Origin of the sequence: Bradyrhizobium sp. HKCCYLRH3097 (assembly GCF_051167875.1) — a bacterium.
Taxonomy (GTDB): domain Bacteria; phylum Pseudomonadota; class Alphaproteobacteria; order Rhizobiales; family Xanthobacteraceae; genus Bradyrhizobium.
Genome location: NZ_JBNPTX010000012.1, coordinates 178297 through 197947 on the forward strand (window position 1 = coordinate 178297; position 19651 = coordinate 197947).

The window sequence follows — 19651 nt, forward strand, 5'->3', positions numbered from 1 at the left end:
CCGCGCATCCATCGCGCTTCGGGAAACTCTGCGAAGCGGATGGATTGCCGGGTCAAGCCCGGCAATGACGACAGCAGCCAGAAAGTCACTGCCGTGAAATCCAGCGACAATCTCACCATCGAACGTCCGACCTTCGTCACCCATCTCGAATGCGCGATGGAAGGCGATCACTATCCGGCGGATCAGGTCCACAACCTCTCCAAGGCCGGCAAGCCGCTCTTGGTGCGCTACGATCTCGCGGGCGTGAAGCGGGCGCTCACGAAGGACGCGCTGGCGCAGCGTCCGGCCGACATGTGGCGCTATCGCGAGCTGCTGCCGGTGCGCAAATGCCGGGACATCGTCAGCCTCGGCGAGGTCATGACACCGCTGATCAGCCTGCCCAAGCTGTCGAAGAAGCTCGGCGGCGGCGAGATCATCGTCAAGGATGAGGGCCGGCTGCCGACCGGCTCGTTCAAGGCGCGCGGCCTCGTGATGGCAGTGTCGATGGGCAAGGCGCTCGGCATCAAGCACATGGCGATGCCGACCAACGGCAATGCCGGTGCTGCGCTCGCGGCCTATGCGACCTCCTGCGGCATCAAGACCACGATCTTCTGTCCGGCCGATACGCCGGAGGTGAACGTCAGCGAGATCGAGCTGCAGGGCGCGACCGTCTACCGCGTCAACGGACTGATCGACGATTGCGGCAAGATCGTCGGCGAGGGCAAGGCCAAGGTCGGCTGGTTCGATACCTCGACGCTGAAGGAGCCGTATCGCATCGAGGGCAAGAAGACGATGGGCCTGGAGCTTGCCGAGCAGCTCGGCTGGGACGTGCCCGACGTGATCTTCTATCCGACCGGCGGCGGCACCGGCCTGATCGGCATGTGGAAGGCGTTCGACGAACTGGAGAAGATCGGCTTCATCGGTTCCAAGCGTCCGCGCATGGTCGCGGTGCAGGCGTCGGGCTGCGCGCCGATGGTGCGGGCCTTCGAGCAGGGCGTCGAGCATGCGACCCGGTGGGAAGACGCCCACACCATCGCGTCCGGCATCCGCGTGCCTCAAGCGGTGGGTGATTTTCTCATCCTGCGCGCGGTGCGCGAGAGCAAAGGTTTCGCCATCGCGGTCGATGATGAGAAGATTTCATCTGCGCTCAGCGAAGTCGCGCGCGAGGAGGGGCTGCTGTTGTGCCCGGAAGGCGCGGCGACCTATGCCGCCTACAAGCAGAGCCTGGCCGACGGGCGCGTAACGAAAAACGATCGCGTCATGCTGTTCAATTGCGCGACAGGACTTAAATATCCGCTGCCGCCGGTCACCCGCACGCTCGATCGTCACCAGCCGATCGACTTCGGGCAGTTCTAACTAACAACCAGCACCGCGGCCTCGGGCACATGCTCCGGCGCAGACGCATTCGCGTCTGCCGCCGGTGCGTGCGACACAAGGGAGGACGTGATGCGACGAGCTCTTTGCGCCGTGCTGTTGGTGTGTCTTGCGCTGATGCAGCCGGCGCGCGCCGACAATTATCCCTCGCGCGCGATCACCGTGATCGTGCCATTCGCTGCCGGCGGCCCATCGGATGCGATGATGCGCATCCTCGCCGAGCACATGAGACAGACGCTCGGCCAGCCCGTTCTGATCGAGAACGTGACAGGGGCGGGCGGCTCGATCGGCGTGGGCCGTGCCGTCCGCTCGAAGCCCGACGGCTACACCGTGAGCTTCGGCCATCTCGGCACCCATGTCGCCAACGGCGCCGTCTACCGGCTCGGCTATGACCTCGAAGCCGATCTCGAGCCGGTGGTGCTGCTGCCGAGCAATCCGATGATCATCGTCAGCAGGAACAACATCCCGGCGAAGTCGCTGCCGGAGTTTCTCGCCTGGGTGAAGTCGCAGCCGAATCCCGTGTCGGCCGGCACAGCGGGCAATGGCTCCGGCAGCCACATCGCGGGGCTCTATTTCGAGCAGGTCACCGGCCTCAAGCTGCAATATGTGCCGTATCGCGGCACGGGGCCGGCGATGAACGATCTGGTCGCCGGCCAGATCGATCTGATCGTGGACCAGACCTCCAACGCCATCAACCAGGTTCGCGCCGGCACGATCCGCGCCTACGCCGTCACCGACGCCAAGCGCCTCGAGTCCGCGCCGGAGATTCCGACCACCGACGAGGCCGGCCTGCCGGGCTTCCACATGACCCTGTGGTCGGGCCTCTGGCTGCCGAAGGGCGCCAGCAAGGAGATCGTCGACACCCTCAATGCGGCGGCGGTGGCCGCGCTGGACGAGCCGGATGTGAAAAATCAATTGAAAAACCTGGGGTTGCAGATGCCGACGGCCGACCAGCGCAGCCCCGCCGCGCTTGGAACCTTGCAGCGCGCCGAGATCCGCAAATGGTGGCCGATGATCCGCGCCGCTGGGGTGGTGCCGGAGTAGGCTCACCCTGCCACGCCCAATCGCACATGGTTGCGCATCGGCCACGAATGTTGCGACGTCGCCACAGTTTACGAAGTTTTGGTAACAATCTCCGGCGCTCCGCAAACGCGCCGCTTTTTAGCCACACCTGGTCGTGAAATACTTTGATCAGAACATAACCAGTGCGTGTGAGGCTGCCGAAAATCCACTTGCCGGATTTTGAGCGTTCTCCGCAGCACCGGGAGGCCAAAACAGCGATGGACGCGAAGACCGACATCAAGCGCAGGCTGCCCAGCCGTCATGTGACGGAAGGGCCCGAGCGTGCGCCGCATCGGTCCTACCTCTACGCCATGGGCCTCACCACGGCGCAGATCCATCAGCCCTTCGTCGGCGTCGCCTCGTGCTGGAACGAGGCTGCGCCCTGCAACATCGCGCTGATGCGGCAGGCCCAGGCGGTGAAGAAGGGCGTCGCCCACGCCGGCGGCACGCCGCGCGAATTCTGCACCATCACCGTGACCGACGGCATCGCGATGGGCCATGACGGCATGCGCTCGTCGCTGCCGTCGCGCGAGGCGATCGCCGATTCGGTGGAGCTGACGATTCGCGGCCATTCCTACGATGCGCTCGTCGGCCTCGCCGGCTGCGACAAGTCGCTGCCGGGCATGATGATGGCGATGGTCCGGCTCAACGTGCCCTCGATCTTCATCTATGGCGGCTCGATCCTGCCCGGCAATTTCCGCGGCCAGCAGGTCACCGTGCAGGACATGTTCGAGGCTGTCGGCAAGCATTCGGTGGGTGCGATGTCGGACGACGACCTCGACGAGCTCGAGCGCGTCGCCTGCCCATCGGCTGGCGCCTGCGGCGCCCAATTCACGGCCAACACGATGGCGACGGTGTCCGAAGCGATCGGGCTGGCGCTGCCTTATTCGGCCGGGGCCCCGGCGCCTTACGAAATCCGCGATGCCTTCTGCATGACCGCCGGCGAACAGGTCATGGAGCTGATTGCCGCCAATATCCGCCCGCGCGACATCGTCACGCGAAAATCCCTGGAGAATGCCGCTGCGGTTGTGGCGGCGTCCGGCGGGTCGACCAATGCTGCGCTGCATCTACCTGCGATTGCGCACGAGGCCGGCATCAAGTTCGACTTATTCGACGTCGCCGAAATCTTCAAAAAGACACCTTATATCGCGGATTTGAAGCCGGGTGGCCGCTATGTCGCCAAAGACATGTTCGAGGCTGGTGGCATTCCGCTCTTGATGAAGACGTTGCTCGACCATGGCTATTTGAACGGCGACTGCCTCACAGTCACCGGCCGGACGATCGCCGAAAACCTCAAAGGCGTGAAGTGGAATCCGCACCAGGACGTGGTGATGCCGGCTGACAAGCCGATCACTGCAACCGGGGGTGTCGTCGGTCTGAAAGGCAATCTCGCGCCAGAGGGCGCGATCGTGAAAGTCGCGGGCATGTCGAACTTGAAATTCTCTGGGCCGGCCCGCTGCTTCGATCGGGAAGAGGACGCCTTTGACGCCGTCCAGAAGCGCACCTATCGCGAAGGCGACGTGATCGTCATTCGCTACGAGGGGCCGCGCGGCGGTCCGGGCATGCGGGAAATGCTGCAGACCACGGCGGCGCTGACCGGGCAGGGCATGGGCGGCAAGATCGCGCTGATCACCGACGGCCGGTTCTCGGGCGCGACCCGGGGCTTCTGCATCGGCCATATCGGACCGGAGGCGGCGGTCGGCGGACCGATCGCGCTGGTCGAGGATGGCGACATCATCGAGATCGACGCCGAGGCGGGCATCCTTAACGTGAAGTTGAGCGATGCCGAGCTGGCGACACGCAAGACCAAGTGGACGCCGCGTGAGACGCATCACACGTCAGGTGCACTTTGGAAATATGCCCAGCAGGTGGGGCCGGCCGTGGCGGGCGCCGTGACCCATCCAGGTGGTGCGCAAGAGAAGTATTGCTATGCGGACATCTGATCGGATCCTTTTCGCATTGATGCTGGGGGTTGCCCCGCTCGCGTTGCCGACGCCATCGTTCGCGTTCGATGGCGCTCCGGTCAACCAGGAGCCGGCGATCCCCGTGGCTGGACAGCAGGCTGGCGCCGGCGCGCTGCGCAAGGCGCTGCCCGCGACGACGTCCTCGACCTCACCCACGCAGTCCCTGACGGCGCTGCAATACGCGGCGGAGGAAGGCCACCCGATTGCGCAGTTCAAGCTCGGCCGCATGTATGCGGCGGGCGATGGCGTTGCGCGCGACGACATGCGCGCCTTCGACTATTTCAGCCGCATCGCCAATGCGCATGCGGAGGACAGCCCGTCGGCGCCGCAGGCGCAGATCGTCGCCAATGCCTTCGTCGCGCTCGGCCGCTATTACCTGAGCGGCATCCCCAACACGAAGGTCAAGGCCGATCCGGATCGCGCGCGGGAGATGTTCTCCTATGCGGCGTCCTACTTCGGCAATGCGGACGCCCAGTACGACCTGGCGCGGATGTACCTGAAGACCGCGGATGCCTCGCGCGACGACTTCCGTTATGGTGCGCGCTGGCTCGGCCTCGCCGCGCAGAAGGGCCAGCACCAGGCCCAGGCGCTGCTTGGTCAGATGCTGTTCAACGGCGACCGGCTGCCGCGCCAGCCGGCGCGCGGACTGATGTGGCTCACGCTGGCGCGCGACAGCGCCGGTCCGGACGAAGCCTGGATCAAGGAGAGCTACAACCGCGCCTTCGCCAAGGCCTCGGACGATGACCGCGCCTCGGCGCTGCAGATGCTCGAGAGCTGGGTGCAGGGCAAGCGCGAGTAGCAGGAGCGGAATGCATCGCGTTCCCTCCGTTCGAGCGAGGGGCTGCGATGATCATCCGCGATGCGACGGCTGACGATGCCGAGGCGGCCTGCGCCGTGTTGCGGGCCTCGATTTCCGAATTGTGCAGGGACGACCACCGCGGCGACCCGCAGATCCTGGCGCGCTGGCTGGCCAACAAGACACCCCAGAACGTGGCGCAGTGGGCGGACGGGCAGGGGCGCTCACTGCTGGTCGCGGTCGAGGATGGTGCGATTCTCGCGGTCGGCGGGCTCGCCCATCCCGGCGAGATCACGGTCAACTACGTGTCGCCGCGAGCCCGGTTTCGCGGCATCAGCTCGGCGCTTGTGGCCGAGCTGGAGCGGCGGGCGCTCGCGCTTGGTGCAAGGGAGATCGCCTTGTTGAGCACCGAGACCGCGCATCGATTCTATCTCGCCCGCGGCTACGCCGATGTCGGCGTGCCCGCCGGCAAGTTCGGCACCGCGGTCTCCTATCCGATGCGCAAAACCCTCGGTCCCGCGCGGTGAGTCGCGGGTCGCGACGACACATCGAGGCCATGGCAGCGGATGCCTAACGAATAGGCGTCGGCGCGCCGATGTTCTGACCAGCGTCAGGTTCCAGAACCAAAATCGGCGAACTTTGGTACACGAACGACCGCGATGACGCCAAAACGCGCTTGGCACGATTCGTGAGTGCAAATCCTCGGCAACAGCAGAGGCGGCACGTTTGCACAGCGTTCGGATCGGCCTGATCATTCCTCAGCGCGGCTCGGCGGGGTTGTGGGCACCCTCCGCGGAAGCCTGTGGGCGGCTGGCCGTGACCGAGCTGAACCAGGCCGCCGGCATCCGCCGCCGACAGGTCGAGCTGATCGTCATCGACGCCGGCGCAACCGCCGCCAGCGCGGGTCGGGCCGCGGTCGAAGCGGTCGACGAGTTCGCCGTCGACGGCCTCGTCGGCATGCTGCCGAGCTACGCGCGCGATCCTGTCGCGCAAGCCGCGCGCGGCCGCGTGCCGTTCGTCTACACGCCCCAGTTCGAGGGCCTGCCGGCGAACAGCGATGTGATGACCACGGGCGAGACCGCCGGCGAATTGCTGGCACCCGCGATCCAATGGCTCTCGGAGTGCAAGCGCGCCCGGCGCTTCTTCCTGTGCGGCAACGACTACATCTGGCCGCGTTCCTCGCTCGACATCGCCAAGCGCCTGATCGCGCGATACGGCGGCGTCGTCACCGGAGAGCACTACGTGCCGGTCGGCGTGCATGATTTCGACGAGATGCTCGATCGTATCAAGACCACGCGCAGCGACGTCGTTCTCCCGGTCTTTCTCGGCTTCGACTGCATCGTGTTCAGCCGCGCCTTCTGCGCCGCCGGGCTCAGCCGCCACGTTCTGCGCTTCTCCTCGGCCTTCGACGAGACCATCGTCTATGGACTCGACAGCAGCGAGACCGAGAACGTGTTCGTCGCCTCCAGCTACTTTGCATCGCTGCGCTCGCGCAACAACGGCGCCTTCCTGGAGCGTTACTACACGGCGTTCGGCGACAACCCGCCGCCCGCGAACGGCTATGGCGAGTCCTGCTACGAGGGCATTCACGCGCTCGCCGCGCTGATCGAGCGCGCCGAGAGCTTCGATGCGCGCGTTCTCAGGCGCTTCTTCGGGCGCACGCTGCAGCGGCGCACCGCGCGCGGCACGGAGGCACAGCCGGTGGTTGGCGGCCGGCACCCGATCCACCTCGCCGAGCTGGACGGCTACGACTTCGCGGTCGTCGCCTCGCGCTGACGCGCAAGGTGCGCCCCAAAAAACACTTGCCTTTTCAAATATTGTAATTTTAAACTTTGCGCGACTTGTGCAACAGCATCACCAACCGATGGGGACCCCTGATGATTTTTTCCCGCCGTCGTTTTCTGCAACGCTCGGCCATCGCGACGTCGACCTTGATCGCGGCACCTGCGGTGTTCCGCTCAGGCGCGCTCGCGGCCGAGAACCCGATCACGGTCGGCAGCCTGCACGACCAGTCGGGCCCGATCGGCACCTCCGGCACGCCGATGGTCTACGCGCTGCAGCTTGCCGTCGATGAGATCAATGCCGCCGGCGGCCTGCTCGGCCGTCCCTTGAAGGTGATCCACTACGACACCCAGTCCAACATCCAGCTGTACTCGCAATATGCCCAGCAGCTGGCGGTGAAGGACAAGGTCGACGTCGTCCATGGCGGCATCACCTCGGCCTCGCGCGAGGCGATCCGGCCGACCTTCGACCGCTTCAAGGTGCTGTACTTCTACAACACGCTGTACGAAGGCGGCGTCTGCGACCGCAACACCTTCTGCACCGGCACCACGCCGGCGCAGACGGTCGAGAAGCTTGTGCCGAGCGCGATGAAGAAGTCGGGCAAGAAGGCCTACATCATCGCGGCCGACTACAATTACGGTCAGATCACCGCGAAGTGGATGACCAAGTACTGCAAGGACAATGGCGGCGAGATTCTCTCGACCGACTTCTTCCCGCTCGACGTCACCAATTTCGGCTCGACCATCTCGAAGATCCAGGCGGCCAAGCCCGACCTCATCCTGTCGGCGCTGGTCGGCGGCAACCACACCGCGTTCTACCGGCAGTGGACTGCCGCCGGCATGAAATCGAAGATCCCGATCGCCTCGACCACCTTTGGGCTCGTCAACGAGCCCTCGACGCTGGACGCGGCGGAAAGCGATGGGGTCATTGGCGCCTACGGCTATTTCGAGGAGCTGACCACGCCGGCCTCCAAGAGCTTCGTCGAGAAGATCAAGAAGGCGCATCCGGATTCGCCTTACATCAGCGAGCTCGCCTCGTGCACCTATGAAGGCGTGATGCTGTGGGCCGAGGGCGTCAAGAAGGCCGGCAGCATCGACCGCATGAAGGTGATCGAGGCGCTCGAAAGCGGCCTCGTCTTCGACGGCCCCAGCGGCAAGGTCTCGCTGGACAAGCCGACCCATCACACGGTTCGCAACGCGTTCCTTGCCGAGGTGAAGGACCGCAAATGGTCGGTGCTGGAGACCTACACCGATGCCAAGCCGGCGGACACCGCGAGTGTCTGCGACCTCGTCAAGAACCCCACCGACACCAAGCAGTACATCATCAATCTCTGACGCCTGCCGGGTCCCGCCATCCGGCGGGGCCCGGTGTCCCTGGACTGCCCTGAAAGACCTGACGCATGGCGATCTACGTCATCCTCGCGCTCGACGTCCTCAATGGAATCTCGTCGCTGTTCCTGCTCTGCCTGGGACTGGCGATCATCTTCGGCATGATGAAGATCATCAATCTCGCCCATGGCGAATTCATCATGCTCGGCGCCTATGCGACCGTCATTTCCGCCAATGCCGGTGTGAACATCTGGATCGCGATGCTGATCATTGCGCCCTTGTTCGTCGGCGTCGTGGGCCTTGTCATCGAGCGCTGCCTGATCCGCTTCCTCTATGGCCGTCTCGTCGATTCGATGCTCGCGACCTGGGGCCTCAGCCTCCTGATCATCGGGATCATCACGACGATCTATGGCAACACCCAGCAGGGCGTGCCGACGCCGCTCGGCGGCTTTTCGATTGGCTCGTATCAGTCGAGCTACTACACGCTGTTCCTTGCCTTGATGGCGGCCGTCATGATGGCGATCATCTACGGCGTGATGCGCTACACCCGTTTCGGCCTGGTCGCCCGCGCCACGATGCAGAATCCGGCGATGGCGGCGACGCTCGGCGTCAACCCGGCCCGGGTCTACATGAGCACCTTCGCGCTCGGTGCGGCCGTGACCGGCCTCGCCGGCGGCCTGCTGGCGCCGGTGTCCGGCATCACCCCCGTGATGGGCGGCGCCTATGTCGCCAAGGCGTTCATGACCGTGGTCGGCGGCGGCGCCGCGATCCTCTCCGGCACGCTCTCGGCCGCGAGCCTGTTCGGCTCGGTCAACCAGATCGGCGCCTATTTCACCACGCCGGTCTATGGCGAGGTGATCGTCTTCACCACCGCGATCGTGCTGATCCGCTTGCTGCCGCAGGGCATCTCCGGGCGCTTCTTCAAGGGGAGCCTGTGATGGACAAGCACCTCCGTCTTTCCGGCCAGGTGGGCGCGATCGTCCTTGCCATCGTAGCGATTGCGATCGTGCCGAGCGTGATCGAGCTGTTCGCGCTGATGCAGCTGACGCTGTTCGCTGCAATGGCGGTGCTGGCGCTCAGCCTCGCCTTCATCTGGGGCTTCGGCGGCATCCTGTCGTTCGGACAGACCGCGTTCTTCGGGCTCGGCGGCTATGCCTATGCGATCGCGGCCATCAATTTCCAGGACTCGACGCCTGCGATCCTGGTGGCCATCGCGGTCCCGGCGACGTTCGCGGCGATCCTCGGCTATTTCATCTTCTTCGGCCGCATCTCCGACGTCTATCTCGGCGTCATCACGCTGACGGTGACATTGATCCTGTTCAACTCTGTCAACTCGACGTCGGGCGACGCCTACAAGATCGGCAAGGCGCTGCTCGGCGGCTTCAACGGCATGCCGGCGGTGCCGACCTTCAACATGCCGTTCGATCCCTCGACCGTGCTGTCGCCGGAGCAGTCATGGTGGACCACGGCCTATGTGCTGCTCGGCGTGTTCCTGCTGCTGCGGCTGCTGCTGGCGCTGCCGGCGGGCCGCATCATCGTCGCCGTGCGCGAGAACGAGGTGCGCGCGTCGCTGCTCGGCTACGACCCGCGTCTGGTGAAGTGCCTGACCTTCATCCTCGGCGGCGCCATCGCCGGCCTGGCCGGCGCGCTCTACGTCAACTGGGGCGCCTTCGTCAGCCCGACCATCTTCAGCCTGTCGCTGTCGGCGGAGATCATCATCTGGATCACGGTCGGCGGCCTCGGCACCTTGCTCGGGCCGATCATCGGCTGCGTCGTGATCGAATACATCGTCGCCTATATCGGCTCGCAGCAGCTCTTGAACTCCAACCTCGTGCTGGGCGGCGTGCTGGTGGTGTTCGTTCTGCTGCTGCCGAAGGGCATCGTGCCGACCGCGCGTGACCTGGTGATGCGGCTGATCCCGGACAGGAAGCCGAAGACCAATGGCCCGCCGGTCCAATCAGCGGCGGCGCCGCATCCTGCAGGAGCCGAATGACATGGCGGACCTCGTCCCTCTGCTCAAGGCCGAGCACCTGACGATGCGCTTCGGCGGCGTGGTCGCCAACGACGACATCACCTTCACCCTGCAGGAGATGGAGCTGCGCTGCCTGATCGGCCCCAACGGCGCCGGCAAGAGCACCTTCTTCAAGACGCTCACCGGCCAGCTCATGCCGACCTCGGGCACGATCGCCTTCCGCGGCATGCCGATCGCCGGCAAGGCGTCGCACGAGATCGCGCGCATGGGCATCGGCATCAAGACCCAGGTGCCAAACGTGTTCAACGGCCTGTCGGTGCGCGAGAACATCTGGCTCGCCGTCCGCCGCAAGGCGACGCCGCGCCAGCAGGGGCCTGCCGTCGACGCGGTGCTGGAGATGATCCGTTTGACCGACTATGCCGACAGCATCGTCGCCACGCTGTCCCACGGTCAGCGCCAGTGGGTCGAGATCGGCATGGTGCTCGCTGCCGAGCCGGAGCTGATCCTGCTCGACGAGCCCGCCGCGGGGATGACCGACGAGGAGACCTTCCACACCGCGGCGATCATCCGCGAGATCAACCAGACCCGCGCCATCGTCGTCGTCGAGCACGACATGGAGTTCATCAAGCAGATCGCCAAGCGCGTCACCGTGTTCCACCAGGGCCGCGTGCTGGTCGAGGACACTGTCGACAAGGTGCTCGCCGACCAGCGCGTGCGCGACGTCTATCTCGGCAAGAAGGTGGCGGCATGAGCGCGCTTCTCGAAGTCAACGGGCTCAAGTCCGGCTATGGCCGGATCCCGATCCTGTTCGGCGTGGATCTGACCGTGGCGGACGGCGAGTATCTCGGCATCCTCGGCCATAACGGCATGGGGAAGACCACGGCGCTGCGCACCTTGATGGGACACCTGCCGACCACCGACGGCTCGGTGGTGTTCGCCGGCAAGACCATCACGCATCTCAAGCCGCACGAGCGCTCGCGGCTCGGCATCGGTCTGGTGCCGCAGGGCCGCGAGATCTTTCCGGACCTTTCGGTCATGGAAAATCTGCGCATGGGGCTCGCCGCGGCTCCCAAGGAGGACCGTAGCGTCATCGATGCCGTGCTGCAGGATTTTCCGCGGCTGGTCCGCCTGCTCGACCGCCGCGGCGGCGCGCTGTCCGGCGGCGAGCAGCAATTGCTGGCGCTGGCACGCTGCCTGTGCACCAAGCCGAAGCTGATCCTGTTGGACGAACCGACCGAAGGCATCCAGCCGTCGATCATCGAGGAGATCATCGAGACGCTGCTGGCGTTGAAGTCGCGCTGGAAGATGTCTTTGATCGTGGTCGAGCAGAACCTCGAATTCATCACGTCGTTATCGGACCGCATCCTGCACATCCAGAAGGGGCGTATCACCGAGGAACTCGACCGTGAGACTCTCCTGGCCCGGGAAGGTCAAATGGTCCCGAGCTAGAGCCCGTACCGGCGCAGCTGCGCCGGCCCATTGAACTGACAATCTGCTGTCTCTGCCCAGCTTGTCCTCACAAGAAAGGATGACTCATGTCCATCAAACGCCCGAATGCCGAGGAAGTCGCCGATCTCGCCGCCAGCCTGCACATGAACATGACGATGGAGGAGGCCGCCGAATATCTGTCGCTGATGGGCGGCATGTTCGACCAGTACGATATCATCGACGAGCTGCCGAACCCGCTGCCGCCTGTCAAATATCCGCGCACGCCGGGCGCCAAGCCGCCGCCGAAGGAGAACAAGTACAACGCCTGGGCGATCAAGACCGAGGTGAAGGGCGCGTCCAGCGGTAAGCTCGCCGGCCGGAGCGTCGTGCTGAAGGACAACGTCGCGCTCGCCGGCGTTCCCATGATGAACGGCTCGACCACGCTCGAAGGTTTCATTCCCGCCGCCGACGCCACCATCGTCTCCCGCATTCTCGATGCCGGCGGCACCATCGTCGGCAAGGCCGTCTGCGAGCACTTCTGCCTGTCCGGCGGCAGCCACACCTCCGATCCCGCGCCGGTGCACAATCCCTGGAAGATGGGCTATTCGGCCGGCGGCTCGTCGTCGGGCAGCGCCGCGCTGGTGGCGGCCGGCGAGGTCGACATGGCGATCGGCGGCGACCAGGGCGGCTCGATCCGCATCCCAGCGTCCTATTGCGGCATCTACGGCATGAAGGCGACCCACGGCCTCGTGCCTTACACCGGCGTGATGCCGATCGAGTCGACGATCGACCACACCGGGCCGATGACCAAGTCGGTCGCCGACAATGCGCTGCTGCTCGAAGTGCTGGCCGGCGCCGACGGTCTCGATCCCCGGCAATATGCGCCGAAGGTCTCGGCCTACACCGAGGCGCTCGGCAAGGGCGTCAAGGGTCTCAAGATCGGCGTCCTCAAGGAAGGCTTCAGCGCGCCCAACATGGAAGAGGGCGTGGTCGCCAAGGTCAAGGTTGGCGCGGAGCGCTTCGCCAAGATGGGCGCGAGCGTGTCGGAAGTCTCGATCCCCGAGCACATGCATGCGCTGGCGGCGTGGAATCCGATCACGCTCGAAGGCTTCCTCGTGCAGATGATGCTCGGCAACGGCATGGGGTTCAACTGGAAGGGCCTTTACGATGTCGGTCTGCTCGATGCGCATTCCGGCTGGCGCACGCGCGCCGACGATCTGTCGGTGACGTTGAAGCTGACCATGCTGGTCGGGCAGTGGGGCCTCGAGCACTATCGTGGCCGCTACTACGCCAAGTCGCGCAACATCGCGATTCAGGCCAAGGCGGCCTATGATGCCATGTTCGGCTCCTACGATCTGCTGCTGATGCCGACCCTGCCGTGCGTCGCCACGCCGATCCCGGCCAAGGATGCGCCGCTCGCCGAGGTGGTGCAGCGCGCCTTCGAGATGACCGCGACGACCAGCCCGTTCGACGTGACAGGCCATCCGGCGATGACCCTGCCGTGCGGCCTCTCGGACGGCCTGCCGGTCGGCCTGATGCTGATCGGCAAGGACTACGCCGAATCCACCATCTACCAGGCGGCGGCGGCGTTCGAGGCCGACGGCGACTGGAAGACCTTCTGATGATCACCATCACCGCGGTCATCAGGGCCAAGGCGGGATACGAGGCCACGATGCGCGACGCTCTCGTCGCCGTCGCGGCCCATGTCGCGGCCAACGAGCCGGAGACGATCGGGTTCTTCATCTCGCAGAGTGAGACCGAGCCCGGTCTGTTCACGACCTACGAGCGCTTCGCCGACAAGGCCGCGATGGACCGCCACAACGGCTCCGCCGCGGTGGCGACCTTCTTCGGCATCGCCAAGCTGATCCTCGACGGCGAGGTCATTCTCGTGACGTCGCAGGAGGTGTCGGCGACGCTGCGGTAGTGCGCTGGGAGGTACCAACCGTCTCCACAGTCATTCCGGGGCGATGCGACAGCATCGAACTATGGTGCGCAATTGCGCACCTGAGAATCTCGAGATTCCGGGTTCAGCCCTGGCGGGCTGCCCCGGAATGACAGTGATGACGTCAACGAGAGGAAATCACGCCGATGCTCCGTTTGCACGGCATCATAGGACGCGCCGACGACAGGGCCTATGCCGGCCGGCTCCATGCGCTGGAGCATCGCGGCGGCGTCGAGCTGTTGTTCGTGCCGCCGGAGGACGCCGGCCGCAAGCGCTTCCGGCGGACCACCGATCGCGGCACCGACTGCGCCGTCAGCCTCGATCGCGACGAACAGCTCGTCGACGGCGCGCTGCTGCATCTCGATTCCGATCGCGCGATCATCGCCCGCTTCGGTGAGGAGCAGGTCTGGCGCCTGCGCGCGCGCGATCCGGCCTGTGCGCTGAAGCTCGGCTGGCACGCCGGCAACCTGCACTGGCGCGTCCGCTTCGAAGACGATCATCTGATCGTGCTGCTCGATGCCCCGCTCGACACCTATCGCGCCCGCATCCAGCCGCTGCTCGATGCCGGCGAGGTCGTGGAGCGCGATCGTGTTTGACCGCGGCGAGGCGCTCGCGCTGCTGCAGCTCGGCGACAGTGCCTTTCCCGCCGGCGGCTTTGCCTTCTCCTGGGGCATCGAAGGCCTCGCGGCCGACGGCCTGCTGTCCGGTCGCGCCGACCTCGACGGCGTTATTGCCGATCACCTCGCGCAGCGCTGGGCCAGCATGGATCGCATCCTGCTCCGCCGCGCCTGGCACGCCGACGACATTGCCGCGATCGCCGCCGTGGATCGCCTCGCCGAGGCGACGACGCCGTCGGCCGAGATGCGCGAGGGCTCGCGGCGCGCGGGCAGGGCGCTGCTCGGCGTCTGGGTCAAGCTCGCCGGTCCGTCATCTCAGGCGTACCGTGCCCGCGCTTCTGCCGATGCGCGGCTCGGACATCTGCCGGTGGTACAAGCCATCACCGGCCGCGATGCCGGCCTTGGCCTCGACGCGGCCGAACTGGTCTCCGGCTGGACCCTCGTCGCCGGCCTCGTCAGCGCCGCCGTGCGGCTCGGCCTGATCGGCCACATCGAGTCGCAGCGCAGCCTCGCGCTTGCCCGCGCACGGCTCGCTGATCTGCTCGACGAGACACCCGACGACGACGCGATGCCGTCGAGCTTCACGCCCTTCATCGACATCGCCGTGTCGCGCGGTCCGCTGCGGCACGTGCGCATGTTCACGACCTGACCAGAGGTGCCGCGCCATGATGAACCTGTCGCCGACCGAGATGGATCGTCTCGTGATCTTCAACGCCGCGCAGATGGCGCGGCGCAACCGCTTGCTCGGCATCAGGCTCAACCATCCGGAGGCGGTGGCCTACATCACCGACGAGGTGATGACCGCGGCGCGCCGCAATCTGCCCTATGCCGAGATCCGCGACATGGCGGGACGGCTGCTCACGACCGACGACGTCGAGCCCGGCGTCGCCCAGATGATCCCGATGCTCTATGTCGAGCTGATGTTTGCCGAGGGCACCAAGGTGATGGCGCTGTTCGAGCCGATCCAGCCGGCCGACGGCACTGCGGGTGACGAGTTCGTGCCCGGCGAAATCATTGCGGGCGGCGACGACATCGCGATGTTCACCGAGCTGCCGGCGGTCACGCTCGACGTCGTCAACACCGGCGACCGCGACATCCAGGTGCGCAGCCACACCCACTTCTTCGAGGTCAACCGCGCACTGTTGTTCGATCGTGGCGCCGCCTGGGGCATGAAGATCGATCGTCCGGCTGGACTCGGCGTCCGCTTCGAGCCGGGCGTCACCAAATCGGTGCGCCTCGTGCCGATCACCGGCGACCGGATCGTGCGCGGCCAGGCCGGACTCGTCAACGGCCCGCTCGACGCGGCCGGCGCGCGCGAGACCGGGCTGAAACTCGCGCAGTCGCGCGGCTATCTGGGAGCTTGAACTCATGGCCACGCTGACCCGCCGCGCCTATGCCGAGCTGTATGGCCCCACCAAGGGCGATCTCATCCGGCTCGCCGACACCAGCCTGCTCGCCGAGATCGAGCACGACTACACGACCTACGGCCATGAGCTGCTGGTCGGCGCCGGCAAGAACCTGCGCGACGGCGAGGCCATCGCCGGCCACCGCACGTCGTCCCACAAGATCCTCGACGTCGTCGTCAAGAACGCCACCATCGTCGACGCCGTCGCCGGCATCGTGAAGGCCGACATCGGCATCCGCGACGGGCGTATCGTCGGCATCGGCAAGGCCGGCAATCCCGACGTGATGCCGGACGTGCATCCGGACATGGTGGTGGGCCACACCACCGCGCCGATCGCCGGCGGGCCGTTCATCGTCACTGCCGGCGCGATCGAAAGCCACGCCCATCTGATCTCGCCGGAACAGTCGGACCATGCGCTGGCCGGCGGCACCACGACCATGATCGGCAACGGCTCCGGGCCGGTGTTCGATGTCGGCTCGGGCTCGGGGCCGAATTTCGGGCACTTCCTGAAATCGATCGAGTTCTCGCCGCTGAACTACGCGCTGTTCGGCCGCGGCGGCTCCAACCCCGAAGCGGTCGAGGAGGCGGTCGCGGCCGGCGGCATGTCGGTCAAGATCCACGAGGACTTTGGCGCCGCGCCCGACGTCATCGACAAGAGCCTGACCGCCGCCGATCGCAACGATTTCGCCGTGCATCTGCACACGGACTCGATCAACGAATACGGCTTCTGCGAGGACACGATGGCCGCGGTCGACGGCCGCACCATCCACATGTATCACGTCGAGGGCGCCGGAGGCGGCCATGCACCGGACCTGCTCAAGGTGGTGTCGTGGCCGAATGTGATCCCGTCCTCGACCAATCCGACCAATCCCTACACCTCGTATGGGATGGAGGAGGGCGTGCCGATGACGATGATCTGTCATCAGCTCAACTACAACGCGCCTGAAGACGTCATGTTCGGCGAGGCGCGGGTGCGGGCGCAGTCGATGGCGGCCGAGGATTTCCTGCACGACATGGGCGCGATCTCGATCTTCGGCACGGACACGCAGGGCATGGGACGTCTCGCCGAGAACGTCGCCAAATGCTGGCAGCTCGCCAGCGTGATGAAGGACCGCGTCGGCCGGCTGCCGGAGGAGACGACCGCGCGCGCCGACAATGAGCGCATCAAGCGCTACGTCGCCAAGCTCACCATCAATCCCGCTGTTGCCGTCGGCATCGATCATGTCGTCGGCTCCATCGAGGTCGGCAAGATGGCCGATCTCGTGCTGTGGCCGCGCGCCTCGTTCGGCCTCAAGCCCTACATGGTGATCAAGAACGGCTTCCCTGTCTGGGCCGCGATGGGCGACGGCAATGGCAGTCTGGGTCTCTCCGAGCCGATGATCCAGAAGCGGATGTGGGGCGCGCTCGGCGCAGCGCCACAGCGGCTCGGCGTCAACTTCATGTCGAAGCTCGCGGTCGACGCCGGCATCCGCGCCAAGCTTGGGCTCGGCCGTGAGACCGTGCAGATCAAGAACGTGCGCCGGCTGCGCAAGACCGACATGGTCCGCAACGCGGCGATGCCGCATGTCGAGGTCGATCCGCAGACCTTCGAGGTCCGTGCCGACGGCAAGCTGCTGATGTGCCCGCCCGCGACGACCGTGCCGCTCGCGAGGAGGTTCATGCTGCGATGAGCCGTCTCGCTCTCACCCGCACCGATGCGCCGATGACTGCCGCGCGCGTCGGCATCGGCGGTCCGGTCGGCTCCGGCAAGACCGCTCTGGTCGAGCGCCTCATCCCGGCGCTGCAGGCGCGCGGCATCGACATCGCGGTCATCACCAACGATCTCGTCACCGCCGAGGATGCCGAGCGCGTCCGCCGCTCGGGATTGATCGACCCGGCGCGCGTGTCGGCGGTCGAAGCCGGCGCCTGTCCGCACACCGTGATCCGCGAGGACCCGACGCTCAACATCGAGGCCGCCGACGAACTGGAGCGGCGCTTTCCCGGCGTCGAGCTGATCCTGCTGGAGAGCGGTGGCGACAATCTCGCCTCGACCTTCTCGCGCGACCTCACCGATTTCTGGATGTTCGTGATCGACGTCGCCGGCGGCGACGACATCCCGCGCAAGCGCGGCCCCGGCGTGATCCGCGCCGATCTGCTCGTGATCAACAAGGTCGATCTCGCCCCGCATGTCGGCGTCGATCTCGCCCGCATGCAGCGTGAGGCGACAGAGGTGCGGGGCGGCCGGCCGGTGCTGCTGACCAATTGCCGCCGTGGCGAAGGGATCAACGCCATCGTCGATCTGCTCGAACGCGAGGTGCTGTTCCGCACGTGAGCGATCTCAGCGCAAAGCCGCCGCGGCTCGATCTGTCCTTCGTCCGGCGCGGCGGCCGCACCATGATCGACCGCCGGCTGTTCGCCTGGCCGTTCGTGCTGACGCGCAGCTTCCACACCGATGCGGATCGGCCGGACCTGCTTAGCGTGATCCTGCAGACCGGCAGTGGCGCGGTGCATGGCGAGGACCGGTTGATGCAGCGCTTCACGCTCCATGCGGGTGCAGCCGTTTGCGTGACCACGCAGGGCGCCACCTCAGTCCATCGCGCCGAGCCGGGCGCACGTGCCATGGAGCAGGTGCTGCTGCGTGTCGAGACCCATGCGTCGCTCGACTACAGGCCCGAGCCGCGCATCCTGTTTCCCGATGCTGCCTTGTGCCAGGTGCTCGAATTGGACTGTGCGCAAGACGCCTCGGCGCTCGTCACGGACGCCTTCACGATGCACGATCCGAACGGGCAGGGGCGGCTGTTCCGCGAGCTTAACTCCACCCTTATCGTCCGCAGACCGGGCGATGAGCCACTCCTGATCGACCGCATGCATCTGCGCGCTCCCGCGATGGCGATGTTCAAGGGCCACCGCGCCTTTGGGACAGCCGTGCTGGTGTTACCGCCGGGGCATGATCGCGCTGCGCTCCGTCAGCATTCCGTCGGTGCACTTGCGCGGATCGACGATCTGTATGCCGCGGCGAGCCTGCTACCTCACGATGCCGGCATCAACGTGCGCCTTGCGGGCCGCGAGATGCGCCAGCTCCGCGCCGGCTTCGACGCGATTGCAGCGGTCTATCGCGAGATTGATCTCGGCGCGCGCGCGGTTCAAGCCCCGAGCACGTCCGCAACAGCCCGCCCGACCGCTGCGTGAACCGCGTTGCGCTTGTCGTCGCTGGCCTTGGTCTCGGTGAGATAGCTGCTCACGATGACCGGCGCGCGCCCTGAAGGCCAGATCACGGCGACGTCGTTGGCGCTGCCGTGCTCACCTGTCCCGGTCTTGTCGCCGACGCGCCATTCGCCGGGCAGGCCGGCGCGCAGCCGGGCACCGCCGGTCTTGCAGGCGATCAGCCAGGCCGTCAGCTGATCGCGGGAGGCCGGCGACAGCCCATTGCCGGTTGTCAGCTTCGCCAGGGTCTGGGCCATTGCCGCTGGTGTGGTCGTGTCCCTCGGATCTCCCGGCACGCTTTCATTGAGCTCGGGCTCGATGCGGTCGAGCCGGGTGATGGCGTCGCCGAAGCCGCGGATCGCACGGGTCAGGCCGGACGGGCCGCCGAGCGTCGCGAGCAGCAGGTTGGCCGCCGTGTTGTCGCTGAGCGTCACCGCGGCGTCACACAGCTCACCAACCGAGAGACCGGACGTGCCGACATAGGCCTTGGTCACCGGTGCGTAGGACAGGATGTCGGCTTGCGCGATCGGAATGCGCCGCGCCAGCTGCTCGGTGCCGACATCGACCTTGGCGAGAATGGCCGCCGCCAGCAGCGCCTTGAAGGTGCTGCACATCGGGAAACGCTCGTCGAGCCGATGGCCGCTGAGCGCCCCGCTCGCGGTGTTCAGCAGCGCCACGCCGAGTCGCCCGCCGCTGTCGACTTCGATGCCGGCGATGGTGGCCTGCAGGTCGGCGGCAAGCACCGGCTTCGCCGCCAGCAGCGGCACGATTGCGAGCGGAAACAATTGCCGCCGTGTGTAGATCGTCATGGACCGTCCT

The 19651-nt window shown here is 66.1% G+C and carries 20 protein-coding genes; 19 read left to right on the plus strand and 1 reads right to left on the minus strand.

Annotated features, from left to right (window positions below):
* Window positions 1–93: 93 nt before the first annotated feature.
* The 19 genes from ACQR0U_RS25945 to ACQR0U_RS26035 all read left to right on the plus strand — a co-directional run bounded on the left by ACQR0U_RS25945 (window position 94) and on the right by ACQR0U_RS26035 (window position 18817).
* On the plus strand, window positions 94–1335 hold the full coding sequence (locus ACQR0U_RS25945) for a threonine synthase (RefSeq protein WP_316170326.1): 1242 nt from the start codon (window positions 94–96) through the stop codon (window positions 1333–1335).
* 90 nt (window positions 1336–1425) lie between these two features.
* Window positions 1426–2397 carry a tripartite tricarboxylate transporter substrate binding protein BugD gene (locus tag ACQR0U_RS25950; RefSeq protein WP_316175308.1) on the plus strand — a complete coding sequence of 324 codons (972 nt, stop codon included), beginning with the start codon at window positions 1426–1428 and terminating at the stop codon, window positions 2395–2397.
* A gap of 236 nt (window positions 2398–2633) precedes the next feature.
* Complete coding sequence (gene ilvD / locus ACQR0U_RS25955; RefSeq protein ID WP_315827502.1) at window positions 2634–4358, plus strand: dihydroxy-acid dehydratase; 1725 nt, start codon at window positions 2634–2636, stop codon at window positions 4356–4358.
* A 103-nt stretch (window positions 4359–4461) separates the two neighbouring features.
* Window positions 4462–5178, plus strand: a complete 717-nt coding sequence (locus ACQR0U_RS25960) for a tetratricopeptide repeat protein (RefSeq protein ID WP_409977886.1) — start codon at window positions 4462–4464, stop codon at window positions 5176–5178.
* Between the two features lie 47 nt (window positions 5179–5225).
* On the plus strand, window positions 5226–5702 hold the full coding sequence (locus tag ACQR0U_RS25965; RefSeq protein WP_316202400.1) for a GNAT family N-acetyltransferase: 477 nt from the start codon (window positions 5226–5228) through the stop codon (window positions 5700–5702).
* A gap of 199 nt (window positions 5703–5901) precedes the next feature.
* Window positions 5902–6951, plus strand: a complete 1050-nt coding sequence (locus tag ACQR0U_RS25970; RefSeq protein WP_316194220.1) for a substrate-binding domain-containing protein — start codon at window positions 5902–5904, stop codon at window positions 6949–6951.
* A 101-nt stretch (window positions 6952–7052) separates the two neighbouring features.
* Complete coding sequence (locus tag ACQR0U_RS25975; RefSeq protein ID WP_316170155.1) at window positions 7053–8291, plus strand: urea ABC transporter substrate-binding protein; 1239 nt, start codon at window positions 7053–7055, stop codon at window positions 8289–8291.
* Window positions 8292–8356: 65 nt separating this feature from the next.
* Window positions 8357–9223, plus strand: a complete 867-nt coding sequence (locus ACQR0U_RS25980) for a branched-chain amino acid ABC transporter permease (RefSeq protein WP_434872317.1) — start codon at window positions 8357–8359, stop codon at window positions 9221–9223.
* Window positions 9223–10278, plus strand: coding sequence for a branched-chain amino acid ABC transporter permease (locus ACQR0U_RS25985; RefSeq protein WP_434843747.1), 1056 nt, complete (start codon window positions 9223–9225; stop codon window positions 10276–10278). The genes ACQR0U_RS25980 and ACQR0U_RS25985 overlap by 1 nt, the downstream gene beginning before the upstream one ends.
* Window position 10279: 1 nt before the next feature.
* Window positions 10280–11008: an ATP-binding cassette domain-containing protein gene (locus ACQR0U_RS25990; RefSeq protein WP_434843746.1), complete on the plus strand. Its 729-nt coding sequence runs from the start codon at window positions 10280–10282 to the stop codon at window positions 11006–11008.
* Entirely contained in the window at window positions 11005–11706 is a 702-nt protein-coding gene (locus ACQR0U_RS25995; protein WP_316175316.1) for an ABC transporter ATP-binding protein, read from the plus strand. Before ACQR0U_RS25990 ends, ACQR0U_RS25995 begins: the two co-directional genes overlap by 4 nt.
* A gap of 86 nt (window positions 11707–11792) precedes the next feature.
* Window positions 11793–13307 (plus strand): amidase, encoded by a 1515-nt coding sequence (locus tag ACQR0U_RS26000; protein WP_434843745.1) that lies wholly within the window; start codon window positions 11793–11795, stop codon window positions 13305–13307.
* Window positions 13307–13609: a putative quinol monooxygenase gene (locus ACQR0U_RS26005; RefSeq protein WP_316188265.1), complete on the plus strand. Its 303-nt coding sequence runs from the start codon at window positions 13307–13309 to the stop codon at window positions 13607–13609. Before ACQR0U_RS26000 ends, ACQR0U_RS26005 begins: the two co-directional genes overlap by 1 nt.
* 164 nt (window positions 13610–13773) lie before the next feature.
* On the plus strand, window positions 13774–14223 hold the full coding sequence (ureE, locus tag ACQR0U_RS26010; protein ID WP_434843744.1) for an urease accessory protein UreE: 450 nt from the start codon (window positions 13774–13776) through the stop codon (window positions 14221–14223).
* Window positions 14216–14893, plus strand: a complete 678-nt coding sequence (locus ACQR0U_RS26015) for an urease accessory protein UreF (RefSeq protein ID WP_434843743.1) — start codon at window positions 14216–14218, stop codon at window positions 14891–14893. Before ureE ends, ACQR0U_RS26015 begins: the two co-directional genes overlap by 8 nt.
* A gap of 16 nt (window positions 14894–14909) precedes the next feature.
* Window positions 14910–15608: an urease subunit beta gene (gene ureB, locus ACQR0U_RS26020; RefSeq protein ID WP_434843742.1), complete on the plus strand. Its 699-nt coding sequence runs from the start codon at window positions 14910–14912 to the stop codon at window positions 15606–15608.
* Between the two features lie 4 nt (window positions 15609–15612).
* On the plus strand, window positions 15613–17319 hold the full coding sequence (gene ureC, locus ACQR0U_RS26025) for an urease subunit alpha (RefSeq protein ID WP_434843741.1): 1707 nt from the start codon (window positions 15613–15615) through the stop codon (window positions 17317–17319).
* The gene (ureG, locus tag ACQR0U_RS26030) at window positions 17316–17960 is read left to right on the plus strand and encodes an urease accessory protein UreG (protein WP_316225528.1); all 645 of its coding nucleotides are present in this window, start codon (window positions 17316–17318) and stop codon (window positions 17958–17960) included. The genes ureC and ureG overlap by 4 nt, the downstream gene beginning before the upstream one ends.
* Window positions 17957–18817 carry an urease accessory protein UreD gene (locus tag ACQR0U_RS26035; protein WP_434843740.1) on the plus strand — a complete coding sequence of 287 codons (861 nt, stop codon included), beginning with the start codon at window positions 17957–17959 and terminating at the stop codon, window positions 18815–18817. The genes ureG and ACQR0U_RS26035 overlap by 4 nt, the downstream gene beginning before the upstream one ends.
* On the opposite strand, the gene bla is transcribed toward ACQR0U_RS26035, so the two are convergent.
* Window positions 18772–19641 (minus strand): class A beta-lactamase, encoded by an 870-nt coding sequence (gene bla, locus ACQR0U_RS26040; protein WP_434843739.1) that lies wholly within the window; start codon window positions 19639–19641, stop codon window positions 18772–18774. The two genes, ACQR0U_RS26035 and bla, sit on opposite strands and share 46 nt — an antisense overlap.
* Window positions 19642–19651: the final 10 nt, after the last annotated feature.